This is a genomic window from Roseicyclus amphidinii, assembly GCF_030163755.1.
Lineage (GTDB): Bacteria > Pseudomonadota > Alphaproteobacteria > Rhodobacterales > Rhodobacteraceae > Roseicyclus > Roseicyclus amphidinii.
In genome coordinates this window covers 1-13,282 of sequence record NZ_JASJOE010000019.1, presented here as the reverse complement: position 1 = coordinate 13,282, position 13,282 = coordinate 1, and the positions used below count along the sequence as shown (strand labels likewise).

Below are 13,282 nucleotides of genomic sequence, written 5' to 3'. Positions count from 1 at the left end.
CCTCTCACTCCGCGGCTTCGGTTGCGGCGGCACCCTCGGTGTCATGGATGCGCGCCCATCGTGCCGGGCGCATCGGCACCAGCATGAAATTCTCGTTCGCCTTGTATCGCTGGTAGCGGTCGGCGATCTTGAACCCGTTCCGCTCGACCCAGGCGAGGAAGGCCTGCTGGTTCTCGTTGTCGACCTCGATGAACATGCGCGGCCGGTTGCGCACGATGGTGCCATGCAGCCCGGCCAGAACCGTCATCTCCATGCCCTCGACGTCGATCTTGATGAAATCGACCGGCGTGTCGCCGACGATCTCGTCACCCGGCAAGAGCCGCAGCTCTCCGCCCTCGGCCGAGACGCGCCCGGCCCCGATGTTGTGATCCCCGTAGGTGATCGACGCGGTCTCGGAGGCGGTGTCGGACACCCCGATCCCGAGGCGCGACAGGTCGACCACGTCGTCCAGACCGTTCAGCATGACATTGGCGATCAGCGTCTGGTAGGCGACCGGGTTCACCTCGAGCGGGATGACCCGCGCGGCATGCAGGAACTTGGCCGCGAAGATCGAATGGTTGCCCACATTGGCCCCCACGTCGAGAAAGGTGCCCCCGAAGGGGAAATACCGCTTGATGATCTCGAGCTCTTCGGGCTCGTAGAACTCGCCCTGCATGTGGTGCCGCCGCTGGATGCGGTCGCGCATCTGCGTCACGAGGAACATCACCACCTTGCCATGCACATTGGCCCGCACCACGCGGCCCAGCGGCGCCACATAGGGCTGCCCCTGTCCCGCGTCCCGTCCCTCGTTACCCGTCTCGATCATCGACGCACCAGACCGGGGGCCTCAGCCCACCGACCCTTCCAGCGAGATGGCGACCAGCTGCTGCGCCTCCATGGCGAACTCCATCGGCAGCGCCTGCAGCACTTCGCGCGCGAAGCCGTTGACGATCAGCGCGACCGCCTCTTCCTCGTCCATGCCACGCTGGCGGCAATAGAACATCTGTTCGTCATCGACCTTGGAGGTCGTGGCCTCATGCTCGACGCGGGAAGAATTGTTCTTCACCTCGATGTAGGGAACCGTGTGCGCGCCGCACTTGTCCCCGATCAGAAGGCTGTCGCATTGCGTGTAGTTGCGGCTTTCCTTGGCCTTGGGGTGCATCGACACAAGCCCACGATAGGTGTTCTGCGCGCGGCCCGCGCTGATCCCCTTGGAGACGATGCGCGATTTCGTCCGCTTGCCCAGGTGCACCATCTTGGTGCCGGTGTCGGCCTGCTGGGCGTTGTTGGCGATGGCGATGGAGTAGAACTCGCCCTGGCTGTCGTCACCGCGCAGGATGCAGGAGGGGTATTTCCACGTGATCGCCGAGCCGGTCTCGACCTGCGTCCACATCACCTTGGACCGGTCGCCGCGGCAATCGGCGCGCTTGGTGACGAAGTTGTAGATCCCGCCCTTGCCGTTTTCGTCGCCCGGATACCAGTTCTGCACGGTCGAATACTTGATCTCGGCATCATCCAGCGCGACCAGCTCCACCACCGCGGCATGCAGCTGGTGGGTGTCGCGCATCGGCGCGGTGCAGCCCTCGAGGTAGGAGACGTAGGACCCCTTGTCGGCGATGATCAGCGTCCGCTCGAACTGGCCGGTGTTCTCGGCGTTGATGCGGAAATAGGTCGACAGCTCCATCGGGCAGCGCACGCCGGGCGGCACGTAGACAAAGGAGCCGTCCGAGAAGACGGCACTGTTCAGCGTCGCAAAGAAATTGTCGGTGATCGGCACGACCGAGCCGAGGTATTTCTTCACGAGATCGGGGTGCTTCTGGATCGCCTCGGAGATCGAGCAGAAGATCACGCCCGCCTTCTCCAGCTCCTTCTGGAAGGTGGTGCCGACGCTGACCGAATCGAAGACGGCATCGACCGCCACCTTGCGCCCTTCGGCCGGCGCATCCTCGGCCCCCTCGACACCCGCAAGGATCATCTGCTCCTTCAGCGGGATGCCCAGCTTGTCATAGGTCGCCAGGAGCTTCGGGTCGACCTCGTCCAGCGACTTGGGCTTTTCGGCCATGCTTTTCGGCCGGGCGTAGTAATACTGCTCCTGGTAGGCGATCGGAGGGTAGTTCACCATCGCCCAGTCGGGCTCGTCCATCTGCTTCCAGCGCTTGAACGCCTGCAGCCGCCAGTCGAGCATCCATTCCGGCTCGCCGTTCTTCTCCGAGATGAGGCGAACGATATCCTCGTTCACGCCCTTGGGGGCGTAATCCATCTCGATCTCGGTTTCCCAACCGTATTTGTACTTGCCGCCCATCGCCTGGACGGTTTCCACGGTTTCACGGTCGACGCCGTCCTTGACCTGGGTTTCCGCGATATCGCTGTCGAGGGCTGCCATGTTTCGTCCTCCTGTTCCCGGCCCGGGGCCGGTTCGTCCTGTTCTCGGGCCGTCGCCTGCCCTGTTTCCGTCAGCGCCCGCGCGCCGCCCACCTGTCCCGCGCCGCAAGCCACGCTTCGGCGAACGCCATCACCTCGGCCTCGGTCGTCTCCGGCCCCAGCGAGACCCTGAGCGCCGATGCGGCCTCGGCCTCGCCAAGGCCCATCGCGCGCAAGACGCCGCTGGCCTTCACCTTGCCCGAGGAACAGGCCGACCCCGCCGAAACGGCAAAGCCCGCAAGGTCCATCTGCATCACCTGCGTCTCGCCCTTCCACCCGGGCGTGACCATCAGGCTGGTGTTCGGAAGCCGGGGCTTTCCTTTCCCGACAAAAATAGTCCCGTTCGCGCGGGGGTCCAGAGCCTTTTCTAGAATATTTCTAAGTTTGTCCACCCGGTCCCAGACGCCAGAGGCCAGATCTTGCGTCGCTGCTGCCGCCGCCGCGCCAAATCCGGCGATGCCGATCAGGTTCTCGGTGCCCGACCGGCGCCCCATCTCCTGCCCGCCGCCGCGGATGCGCGCCGCCACGTCCAGACCGCGCCGCAAGACAAGCGCGCCGATTCCCTTCGGCCCCCCGATCTTGTGCGCCGAGACGAAGGCCATATCGACCCCCGACCAGTCGAAGGCCACGGGGATCTTGCCGAACCCTTGGGTCCAGTCGCTGACCGCCAGCCCCTCGGGCAGGTCCTGGATGATCCCGGTCTCGGAATTGGCCAGTTGCAGCGTGCTCGCGCCCGGATCGGCCACCGCCACGCGGCCCGCCGCATCGACGGGCAGGTCCTCGGTCACCCAGGCGCGCACCGCGTCATGTTCCACCGCGGCCCCGTGCAGCCCCCGCCCCGCCAGCGCCAGCGCCGCGGCCTCGGTGCTGCCCGAGACGAAGACGATATCGGCGGCCTGCGCCCCCAGCGCCTCGGCCAGCTGGCCGCGCGCGCGCTCCATCAGGCCCTTGGCCGCGCGCCCCTCGGCATGGACCGAGGAGGGGTTGCCGGCCAGCTCCATCGCCTCGACCATCGCGGCGCGCGCCTCGGGCCGCAACGGTGCCGTCGCATTGTGATCGAGGTAGACCCGCCCCATCGCGCCCCTGCTTCATCTTCCCATAAATACGGATATCCCGCCCTCCGCCACCGGCGCGGCGGGCGGTGGATCAGCCCTCGTCCACCACTTCGAACAGCGTCGGCACCGCCGGGCAGGGCGTCAGGTCGTTCTGCACCACGTCCGACAGGCGCGTCTGGTGCAGGAAGACATAGACATGCGCCGAGAGGCTTTCCCACAACCGGTTGGTCATCGACTGCGCCCGGCTGCCCGAGACCCCGCCCGAGGCGCCCGCGCCGGTGTGCAGCGCGCTGACCGTCTCGTCCACCGCGGCGAAGATCTCGACCACCCGGATCTCGGCGGCGGGCCGCGCCAGCCGGTAGCCGCCCCCCGGTCCGCGCACCGAGGCCACCAGCCCCGCGCGCCGCAGTTTCACGAAAAGCTGCTCCAGGTAGGGCAAGGAGATGTCCTGCCGTTTCGACAGCTCCGAGAGCGGCACCTGCACTCCCTCTTTCTGAAGCGCCAGATCTGCCATCGCCACCATCGCGTAGCGCCCCTTGGTGCTGAGCTTCATCGCGCCCCTATCCCCTGCAATGATTGACCTTTCCGGTCCACAGGCTTAACTGCGAAACGATCCGGCGCGGGGCCTGCCCGCACCGACAAGTTTGGAACGGTTCTAGGGAGCGGTCCGCAGCCCGTCAAGCGCGCGCTCCCCCATGGCCACCTGAAGGAGAGATGGATTGCCCGAGGTGATTTTCCCCGGCCCCGAAGGCCGGCTCGAAGGCCGCTACCACCCGCAAAAGGCCAAGGATGCGCCGATCGCCATCATCCTGCACCCGCATCCGCAATTCGGCGGCACGATGAACAACCGCGTCGTCTACAACCTGCATTACGCCTTCCACAACATCGGCTTCACGGTGCTGCGCTTCAACTTCCGCGGCGTGGGCCGCAGCCAGGGCGAATACGACCAGGGCATCGGCGAGCTGTCGGATGCCGCCTCGGCGCTGGATTACCTGCAGTCGATGAACCCCAATTCCAAGCATTGCTGGGTCGCGGGGTTCTCCTTCGGCGCGTGGATCGGGATGCAGCTTCTGATGCGGCGGCCCGAGATCACCGGGTTCATCTCGGTCTCGCCGCCCGCCAACATGTATGACTTCAGCTTCCTCGCGCCCTGCCCCGCCTCGGGCCTGATCATCAACGGGGCATCGGACCGCGTGGCCAAGCCGCAGGACACCCGCATCCTCGTGGACAAGCTGCACGAGCAGAAGGGCATCACGATCACCCATCAGGAGGTCGAGGGCGCGGGCCATTTCTTCGAGCCGCCGCACATGGACCCGATGATCGACAGCGTGAAAAGCTACGTCAAACGCCGCCTGACCGAGACCACGCGGTAAGGACCGGCCATGGCCCTTGCCCAAGACCTCGCCGAGCAGCTCGCCAAGGACACGGTCGCCGCGTCCGAGCAGCTCGGCGACGAGAACCTGCCCGAAGAGATCGCACGCGCCGTCGGGGCCTCCTCGCCCACCACGGAAGAATTCTTCCGCACGGCCGTGCGCACCATCCTCGCCGAAAAGCGCGCGCGCAAGCTGCTGGAGCGGAAACTGGCCGCCGCGGGCATGACGGCCAAGCCGCCCGAGGCCTGAGCGCCGCGGCATCCCGCCACGGTATACAATCGCATACCAAGCTTTCCCGAAACCTCCGGATCGGCTAGACGTCCCCCGACGCAACCGCCCTGACCGGAGCCTTCCCCATGTCCAAGATCAAGGTCGAGAACCCCATCGTCGAGATGGACGGCGACGAGATGACCCGCATCATGTGGGATTTCATCAAGAAAAAGCTCATCCTGCCCTATCTTGATGTCGATCTGCTTTACTACGACCTCGGCATCGAGGAGCGCGACCGCACCGAGGACCAGGTCACCATCGACGCCGCCGAGAAGACGAAGGAGGTGGGCGTCGCCGTCAAATGCGCGACGATCACCCCCGACGAGGCCCGCGTCGAGGAATTCGGCCTGAAAAAGATGTGGCGCAGCCCCAATGGCACGATCCGCAACATCCTGGGCGGCGTGGTGTTCCGAGCGCCGATCATCTGCCGCAACGTGCCGCGCCTCGTGCCGGGCTGGACGAAGCCCATCGTCATCGGCCGCCACGCCTTCGGCGACCAGTATCGCGCGACGGACATGAAATTCCCCGGCCCCGGCAAGCTGAGCATGAAATTCGTGGGCGAAGACGGCACCGTGATCGAGCACGAGGTCTATGACGCCCCCGCCTCGGGCGTGTTCATGGGGATGTACAACCTCGACGAGAGCATCCGCGATTTCGCGCGGGCCTCGATGAATTACGCGCTGGGGCTGAACTGGCCGCTGTATCTGTCGACCAAGAACACGATCCTCAAGCAATACGACGGCCAGTTCCTGCAGATCTTCGCCGAGGTCTACGAGACGGAATTCGCCGACAAGTTCAAAGAGGCCGGCATCTGGTACGAACACCGGCTGATCGACGACATGGTCGCCTGCGCGATGAAATGGAACGGCGGGTTCGTCTGGGCCTGCAAGAACTACGACGGCGACGTACAGTCGGACACGGTCGCGCAGGGCTTCGGCTCGCTGGGGCTGATGACCAGCCAGCTGATGACGCCCGACGGCAAGATCGTCGAGGCCGAGGCGGCGCATGGCACCGTCACCCGCCATTACCGCCAGCACCAGAAGGGCGAGGCCACTTCGACCAACTCGGTCGCCTCGATCTACGCCTGGACCGGCGGGCTCAAGCATCGCGCCAAGCTCGACGGGAACGAGGCGCTGAAGCATTTCGCGGAAACGCTGGAACGCGTCGTGGTCGAAACCGTCGAGGCGGGCTTCATGACCAAGGACCTCGCGCTTCTGGTCGGTCCCGATCAGAAATGGCTGACGACGATGGGCTTTCTGGACAAGATCGACGAACGGCTGGCCCGCGCCCTCGCGGGCTAGGCCCCGCCCCTTTCCCGCATCTGCCCCTGCCCCCGCAGCCCCCCGGCCGCGGGGGTTTTCGCATCTGCGACATGTTCACCGCAGGGGTAAACCAGCGGGCAACCGTGCCGTTCAGCCATGCGGGTAACGCGCGAAACGAAACCCGAATGAAAGTCTACACACCAGATGGCACTCCCCTCACCGAGCAAGCTTGCGACGCTCATCACCTCCGACGAAAACCTTGCAGGGGCCTCCCTGGCCACCCGCATCCTCCTTGGTCGCCTGCGGATCGAGGTGCGCAACAACCCCGCCCAGCTTGATGCCAAGGTCGCGGAACTACTCGATTTCGCCCGGCGCAATGACTACGCCGCCGCCGATCTCGCCCATATCTGATCCAGGGACATTCCCATGAAAAACGAACTCCTGTCTCTCGAAGACGCATCCCGCCGCATCGAAAGCGGTGCGGTCATGACCATCGCGGGCGATGCTGCCCTTCTGGCGCAGCTGCCCCGCGGCAGCTGGATCGGCGGCACCTCGGTCTATTTCGTGACCGAGACCGGCGGCGCGATGATCCGCGACCGGCTCTATTGCACCACCTTCGACGAGGTGACGCGCGCCGATATCCGCGTGCTCGACGCCGACGCGCTTCCGCGACTGTCCGACGGGCACCAGCCGGGCGGCTTCTCCTTCATCCTGATCCCGGCCTTCGGGAAGGCCCACGCGGCCTTCGCCATGGAAGGCCAGACCTATCCCGGCGTCTTCGACCAGCCGCTTGTCGGATGGGTCGCGGGCGTGCATCTCGACGAGATCGGCGAGAGCGCGCCGATGGTCTTCGACGGCACCACCGGCACGGCCCATGGGGATGCCGCCGTCGTGATGCATCTTGCGCTGGCCGCGGGCGCGGTGCCCTCGGTCGATATCGTCAACATCTTCAGCCAACCCGGCGCCGACGCCCCCGCCTTGCGCTTCACCACAACCGGCTTCGGTGCCTCGAGCGCGCTGGTCGACGGCGTCGAAACCGCGCTGGCCACCTACCTGCGCGAGCAGGGCATCGACACGCGCCTGCCGCTGATCGCCAATTACGGCGGCGCGCTGATCAACGTCTCGATCCGCGACGTGGACGCGGATACCGGCGCCGTCGCCTTCTACGCGCCCGTGATGGAGGGGGTGGAGTATCGCTTTGCCCGGCCGCTGGCGGATTACGCGGGCGCCTTTGCCGATCGCTCGGGCGCGGGCGGCGCGGGGCAGTATTCGTGCAACTGCATCCTGAACTACGTCCACGGCGAGCTGGAGGGCAAGCCGACGGGCGGCTTCACCGGCCCCGTCACCTTCGGCGAGATCGCCTACATGCTGCTGAACCAGACGCTCGTGCGGCTGGACCTCACCGCGGCCTGACGAGGGGCGGCGGGGGCTTCGGCCCCTGCCGGTCCGCCCTCAGTCCAGCGCCTCGACCAGCACCAGGTCGCGCTCCGAGGCGCCCTGCGCATGGCTCAACGCCTCCTGGTAGGTGGCGCTGTCATAGCAGGCATTGGCCGCCTCGAGGCTGGGGAAGCGCGCCACCACGTTGCGCGGATGGGCGCGCCCCTCCTTCTGGATGGCACGGCCCCCGCGGGCGAGAAACTCGCCGCCATGCTCGGCGATGGCCTTGGTCGCAAGGGCCGCGTATTTCGCATAGGCCTCGTCATCGCTGACGGTGACATGGGCGATCCAGAACGCTCCGGGCATGGCTCAGGCTCCTTTCAGGACATCTTGCGCGGCCGCGATGGCCGCCTCGGCATTGGCGGCATCCTTGCCGCCGCCTTGCGCGAAATCGGGGCGGCCGCCGCCGCCCTTGCCGCCCAGCTGCTCGACCGCCGCGCGAACCAGGTCGACCGCCGAAAGCCGGTCGGTCAGGTCATCCGTGACACCGGCGGCAACTGCCGCCTTGTCGCCCGTGTCGGCGATCAGCAGCACCGCGCCCGAGCCGATACGCGCCTTGTGCTCGTCGATCAGCCCGGCAAGGTCCTTTCCGGTGACACCGGTCAAAGCCTGCCCGTGGAAGGCGATGCCGTTGATGCTTTGCGCCTCGGGCGCGGCCTGACCCGCGCCGCCCGCCATGGCGAGCTGGCGGCGCAGCTGCGCCACCTCGTTCTCCAGCTTCTTGCGCTCGTCCTTGAGGATTTTCACGCGGTCCAGCAACTCGCCCGGCGTCGCGTTCATCTCGGCGCTGAGGGCTGCGACGCGCTGGTCCTGCGCGCTGAGGTAGTCGAAGGCCGCGGGCCCGGTCAGCGCCTCGATCCGGCGCACCCCTGCGCTGGAGGCGGAATCGCCAAGCGCCACGAAGACGCCGATATCCCCCGTCTGCCGCACATGCGTGCCGCCGCACAGCTCCAGCGAATAGGTCCGCCCATCCGTGCCCTTGCCCGACCCGTCGAGCTGGCCCATCGAGACCACGCGCACCTCGTCGCCGTATTTCTCGCCGAAGAGCGCCTGCGCGCCAAGCGCGCGGGCATCGTCGGGCGTCATGATCCGCGTCTCCACCGGCGCGTTCTGACGGATGAAGTCGTTCACCTCGCGCTCGACGCGGGCCAGTTCCTCCGCCGACAGCGCCTTGGCATGGCTGAAGTCAAAGCGCAGCCGGTCGGGCGCGTTGAGCGAGCCGCGCTGCGCGACATGATCGCCGAGCGCGCGGCGCAACGCCTCGTGCAGCAGGTGCGTGGCCGAATGGTTCGCGCGGATCGTCGTGCGGCGCGCGTGATCCACGGCCAGCTCCGCCCCCTGCCCCGGTTTCACCTCGCCCTCGATCACCTCGGCCATGTGCAGGAAGACGCCCGCGACCTTCTTGGTGTCCGACACATGCGCCGTGCCCGTCGCCGTGCGGATCGTGCCGGTGTCACCGACCTGCCCGCCCGATTCCGCGTAGAAGGGCGTCTGGTTCACCACGATGGCGACGGTTTCGCCCAGCTTCGCGGCCTCCACCGCCGCGCCGTCGCGCACCAGCGCCAGAACCTGCCCCTCGGCCAGCTCGGTGTCGTAGCCGAGGAATTCCGTCGTGCCATGCGTCTCGGCCAGGTCGAACCAGATCGCCGCATCCGCCTGTTCGCCCGAACCGGACCAGGCCGCGCGGGCCTTGGCCTTCTGCGCCGCCATCGCGGTGTCGAACCCCTCGGTATCCACCGCGCGGCCCTTTTCGCGCAGCGCGTCCTGCGTCAGGTCGAGCGGGAAGCCGTAGGTGTCGTAAAGCTTGAACGCCGCCTCACCCGGCAGGGCCTCGCCCTCGGGAAGGCTCGCCAGTTCCTCGTCCAAGAGCTTCAGACCCCGGTCCAGCGTGGTGCGGAAGCGCTCTTCCTCCAGCTTCAGCGTCTCGGTGATCAGCGCCTGCGCGCGGCCAAGCTCCGGATAGGCCTGCCCCATCTGCTGCACCAGCGCCGGCACCAGCCGGTGCATCAGCGGGTCCTGCGCGCCCAGCAGATGCGCGTGCCGCATCGCGCGGCGCATGATCCGGCGCAGCACGTAGCCGCGCCCCTCGTTCGAGGGCATCACCCCGTCCGCGATCAGGAAAGAGGTCGAGCGCAAATGGTCCGCGATCACCCGGTGATGCACGTTCTTCGGCCCGTCCGGGTCGACGCTGGTCGCATGCGCCGAGGCCTCGATCAGCGCGCGCATCAGGTCGGTGTCGTAATTGTCATGCTTGCCCTGCAACAGCGCGCCGATCCGTTCCAGCCCCATGCCGGTGTCGATCGACTGCATGTCGAGCGGGCGCATCGAGCCATCCGCGAATTGCTCGTTCTGCATGAAGACGATGTTCCAGATCTCGATGAACCGGTCGCCGTCCTCCTCGGGGGAACCGGGCGGGCCGCCCCAGATGTGGTCGCCGTGGTCGTAGAAGATCTCGGTGCAGGGGCCGCAGGGGCCGGTCGGGCCCATCTGCCAGAAATTGTCCGAGGTGGCGATGCGGATGATCCGGTCTTCGGGCACGCCGACCTTCTTCCAGATCTCGAAGGCCTCGTCATCGGTGTGGTAGACGGTCGTCAGAAGGCGGCTGGCGTCGATGCCGAAATCCTTGGTGATCAGCTCCCAGGCAAAGGGGATCGCCTCGGTCTTGAAGTAATCGCCGAAGCTGAAATTCCCCAGCATCTCGAAGAAGGTATGGTGCCGCGCCGTGTAGCCCACGTTGTCGAGGTCATTGTGCTTGCCGCCCGCGCGCACGCATTTCTGGCTGGTCGTGGCGCGCGTGTAATCGCGGTGCTCGACGCCCAGGAACAGGTTCTTGAACTGCACCATCCCCGAATTGGTGAACATCAGCGTCGGATCGTTGCGCGGCACCAGCGGGCTGGAGGCCACGATCTCGTGATCGTTGCGCTTGAAATAGTCGAGGAAGGTGGAGCGGATATCGTTGAGGCTGGCCATCGGTCTCGGGTCTCGCGCGGGGCTGGGAACGGGTCGGCTTTCGCATCTATCCCGCTGCCCGGCCCCTGTCCACAGGCGCGCGCGCCCGGCGTGACAAAACCATTCGAAAAGGCGGCAGAACCACGAGAAAAGGCGGCCCGTCGGCCGCCTTTTCCCGGAGTATTCTCCGCCCCGGCGTCCCGGTGCGTGGGCCATTTCTGCAGTCGGCCGTCTGCGTTCCGAACGGGGCGATGCCCTCAGTCGTCGACCATGTCCATCGGGCCGTCGTCGTCACTTGCCCCCATGTCGAAGTCCAGTCCATGCGCACCGCGGATCTTGTCCTCGATCTCGAGCGCCACGGCGGGATTGTCCTTGAGGAAGGTCTTGGCGTTCTCGCGCCCCTGCCCGATCCGCTCGTCGCCGTAGGAATACCACGAGCCCGATTTCTCGACGATCCCGGCCTTGACGCCCATGTCGACCAGCTCACCGGTCTTCGAGATGCCTTCACCGTACATGATGTCGAACTCGACCTGCTTGAAGGGCGGCGCGACCTTGTTCTTCACCACCTTCACACGGGTCGAGTTGCCGACCACCTCGTCGCGGTCCTTGATCGAGCCGATGCGGCGGATGTCGAGCCGGACGGAGGAATAGAACTTCAGCGCATTGCCGCCCGTCGTCGTCTCGGGGCTGCCGAACATGACGCCGATCTTCATGCGGATCTGGTTGATGAAGATCACCATGCAGTTCGAGCGCGAGATCGAGCCGGTCAGCTTGCGCATGGCCTGGCTCATCAGGCGGGCATGCACGCCCACCGACGAATCGCCCATGTCGCCCTCGAGCTCGGATTTCGGCGTCAGCGCCGCGACCGAGTCGACCACGACAAGGCTGACCGCGCCCGAGCGCACCAGCGTGTCGGTGATTTCCAACGCCTGCTCGCCGGTGTCGGGCTGCGAGATCAGCAACTCGTCGAGGTTCACGCCCAGCTTCTTGGCATATTGCGGGTCGAGCGCGTGTTCGGCATCGACGAAGGCGCAAACGCCGCCCTTTTTCTGTTCCTCGGCCACGACATGCAGCGTCAGCGTGGTCTTGCCCGAGCTTTCCGGCCCGTAGATCTCGATGATGCGGCCCTTGGGCAGCCCGCCGATGCCGAGCGCGATGTCGAGACCGAGAGAGCCGGTCGATGTCGCCTCGATATCCCGGAAGGCATTCTCGCCGCCCAGTTTCATGATGGAGCCCTTGCCGAACTGGCGTTCGATCTGGGCCAGCGCACTGTCGAGCGCCTTTTGCTTGTCGGCCTGTTTGCGGTCGGTCATGTCGAGAAGAGTTGCCGTTGCCATTGCTGTGGTCCTCCTTGTGACACGTCGCCGGGGGCGCGGCAACGGAATGCTCTTGTTCACCACTTGTTCTGCGTTCCTTTTGCAAACAAAACGGGAACATGGCAAGTGATTTCTTGTCATCCGGCAGGATTGCCGAAAAAGATTAAGCAAGGGTTTACGAATTCGCTGTGCGGGGTCGCTGATGTTGGTCTTCTGGAAGGCGCGGCTGGTCGTTCTGGCGGTGCCCAAGACGGGAACCACCGCGCTCGAGGCGGCGCTGGCGCCCCATGCGGATGCGCTGATCCGCAATCCGCCCGAGAAAAAGCACGTCACGGCAAGGCGTTACCGCAACCAGCTGGCTCCGTTCCTCGAGAACCGGGGCAATCGCCCGCTGGAGCTGATGGCCGTGATCCGCGAGCCACGCGACTGGCTGGGCAGCTGGTATCGCTACCGCGCGCGCGACCGGATCGCGGGCACGCCCGCCTCGACCGCGGGGCTGTCCTTCGACCGCTTCGTCGAGGGCTGGCTGAGCACGCCCGAACCCGAGTTCGCCCGCGTCGGGCGGCAATCGCGCTTCGTTTCGGACGAGGACGGCGCGGTGATCGTCGACCACCTGTTCCGCTACGAGGCGCTGGAGGAGGCCGTGGCCTTCCTGCAGGACCGGCTGGGCCGCCGCATCGACCTGCCCCGGCGCAATGTGTCGCCGCCTGCCGCCCTGTCGCTCGATCCCGCGCTCGAGGCACGTCTGCGACGCGAGGCGGCGGCGGATTTCGACCTCTGGGCCTCGCTGGGCGGGGCCGGGGCGGTCAGTGCAACTGGCGCTGCACCGTCTCGGTCAGGTCGGTGAGCGAAAAGGGTTTGGGCAGGAAGACGGAATTGGGGATGCTCATCGACCCGTCGCCCAGCTGCTCCTCGGCATAGCCCGAGACGAAGACGACCTTGACCTCGGGTCGGCGTTCCAGCGCCGCGCGCACCCAGGTGGGCCCGTCCATGCCGGGCATCACGACATCGGTGACGAAAAGATCGACCTTCAGCGTCTCGTCGCGCAAGGTCTCGAGCGCCTCTTCGGCCGACCCGGCCTCGATCACGGTATGGCCGCGCAGCCGCAGCGCGCGCGAGGCGAAAGCGCGCACCGGGGCCTCGTCCTCGACCAGCAGGACCGTGGCAATGCCGCGCGGCGCGGCGGCCCGTCCGCCGGGCGGGCGGGACGGGTCCGTCGG

Annotated in this window: 14 protein-coding genes; 6 read left to right on the top strand and 8 right to left on the bottom strand. The window is 66.5% G+C overall.

Features of this window, described 5'->3' with window-relative positions; translation table 11 throughout:
• Positions 1–4: 4 nt before the first annotated feature.
• The 4 genes from QQK83_RS08525 to iscR all read right to left on the bottom strand — a co-directional run bounded on the left by QQK83_RS08525 (position 5) and on the right by iscR (position 4,008).
• Positions 5–805: an FkbM family methyltransferase gene (locus tag QQK83_RS08525; protein WP_284263388.1), complete on the bottom strand. Its 801-nt coding sequence runs from the start codon at positions 803–805 to the stop codon at positions 5–7.
• A gap of 21 nt (positions 806–826) precedes the next feature.
• Positions 827–2,362 carry a Fe-S cluster assembly protein SufB gene (gene sufB, locus QQK83_RS08520; RefSeq protein WP_284263387.1) on the bottom strand — a complete coding sequence of 512 codons (1,536 nt, stop codon included), beginning with the start codon at positions 2,360–2,362 and terminating at the stop codon, positions 827–829.
• A 70-nt stretch (positions 2,363–2,432) separates the two neighbouring features.
• Positions 2,433–3,476: a cysteine desulfurase family protein gene (locus tag QQK83_RS08515; protein WP_284263386.1), complete on the bottom strand. Its 1,044-nt coding sequence runs from the start codon at positions 3,474–3,476 to the stop codon at positions 2,433–2,435.
• Positions 3,477–3,546: 70 nt separating this feature from the next.
• Positions 3,547–4,008 (bottom strand): Fe-S cluster assembly transcriptional regulator IscR, encoded by a 462-nt coding sequence (iscR, locus tag QQK83_RS08510; RefSeq protein WP_284263385.1) that lies wholly within the window; start codon positions 4,006–4,008, stop codon positions 3,547–3,549.
• Positions 4,009–4,174: 166 nt separating this feature from the next.
• Between iscR and QQK83_RS08505 the strand changes: the two genes are divergently transcribed.
• The 5 genes from QQK83_RS08505 (at position 4,175) to QQK83_RS08485 (ending at position 7,773) form a co-directional block, all read left to right on the top strand.
• Entirely contained in the window at positions 4,175–4,828 is a 654-nt protein-coding gene (locus QQK83_RS08505; protein ID WP_284263384.1) for an alpha/beta hydrolase, read from the top strand.
• Positions 4,829–4,837: 9 nt separating this feature from the next.
• Positions 4,838–5,077, top strand: a complete 240-nt coding sequence (locus tag QQK83_RS08500) for a hypothetical protein (RefSeq protein WP_284263383.1) — start codon at positions 4,838–4,840, stop codon at positions 5,075–5,077.
• Positions 5,078–5,184: 107 nt separating this feature from the next.
• Positions 5,185–6,399: an NADP-dependent isocitrate dehydrogenase gene (locus QQK83_RS08495; protein ID WP_284263382.1), complete on the top strand. Its 1,215-nt coding sequence runs from the start codon at positions 5,185–5,187 to the stop codon at positions 6,397–6,399.
• Positions 6,400–6,564: 165 nt separating this feature from the next.
• Positions 6,565–6,771: a hypothetical protein gene (locus QQK83_RS08490; RefSeq protein WP_284263380.1), complete on the top strand. Its 207-nt coding sequence runs from the start codon at positions 6,565–6,567 to the stop codon at positions 6,769–6,771.
• Between the two features lie 15 nt (positions 6,772–6,786).
• Positions 6,787–7,773 carry a DUF6976 family protein gene (locus tag QQK83_RS08485; RefSeq protein WP_284263379.1) on the top strand — a complete coding sequence of 329 codons (987 nt, stop codon included), beginning with the start codon at positions 6,787–6,789 and terminating at the stop codon, positions 7,771–7,773.
• A gap of 39 nt (positions 7,774–7,812) precedes the next feature.
• Here the strand turns inward: QQK83_RS08485 and QQK83_RS08480 are convergent, their stop codons facing one another.
• The 3 genes from QQK83_RS08480 to recA form a co-directional block, all read right to left on the bottom strand.
• Complete coding sequence (locus QQK83_RS08480; protein WP_284263378.1) at positions 7,813–8,103, bottom strand: DUF1330 domain-containing protein; 291 nt, start codon at positions 8,101–8,103, stop codon at positions 7,813–7,815.
• Positions 8,104–8,106: 3 nt separating this feature from the next.
• Positions 8,107–10,767: an alanine--tRNA ligase gene (gene alaS, locus QQK83_RS08475; RefSeq protein WP_284263377.1), complete on the bottom strand. Its 2,661-nt coding sequence runs from the start codon at positions 10,765–10,767 to the stop codon at positions 8,107–8,109.
• Positions 10,768–11,003: 236 nt separating this feature from the next.
• Complete coding sequence (recA, locus tag QQK83_RS08470; protein WP_284263375.1) at positions 11,004–12,083, bottom strand: recombinase RecA; 1,080 nt, start codon at positions 12,081–12,083, stop codon at positions 11,004–11,006.
• Positions 12,084–12,264: 181 nt separating this feature from the next.
• Between recA and QQK83_RS08465 the strand changes: the two genes are divergently transcribed.
• Entirely contained in the window at positions 12,265–12,909 is a 645-nt protein-coding gene (locus QQK83_RS08465) for a sulfotransferase family protein (RefSeq protein ID WP_284263373.1), read from the top strand.
• Here QQK83_RS08465 and QQK83_RS08460 read toward each other — a convergent pair.
• Positions 12,869–13,282, bottom strand: a 414-nt coding sequence (locus QQK83_RS08460) for a response regulator (RefSeq protein ID WP_284263371.1), incomplete at its 5' end; no start/stop codon positions are given. The two genes, QQK83_RS08465 and QQK83_RS08460, sit on opposite strands and share 41 nt — an antisense overlap.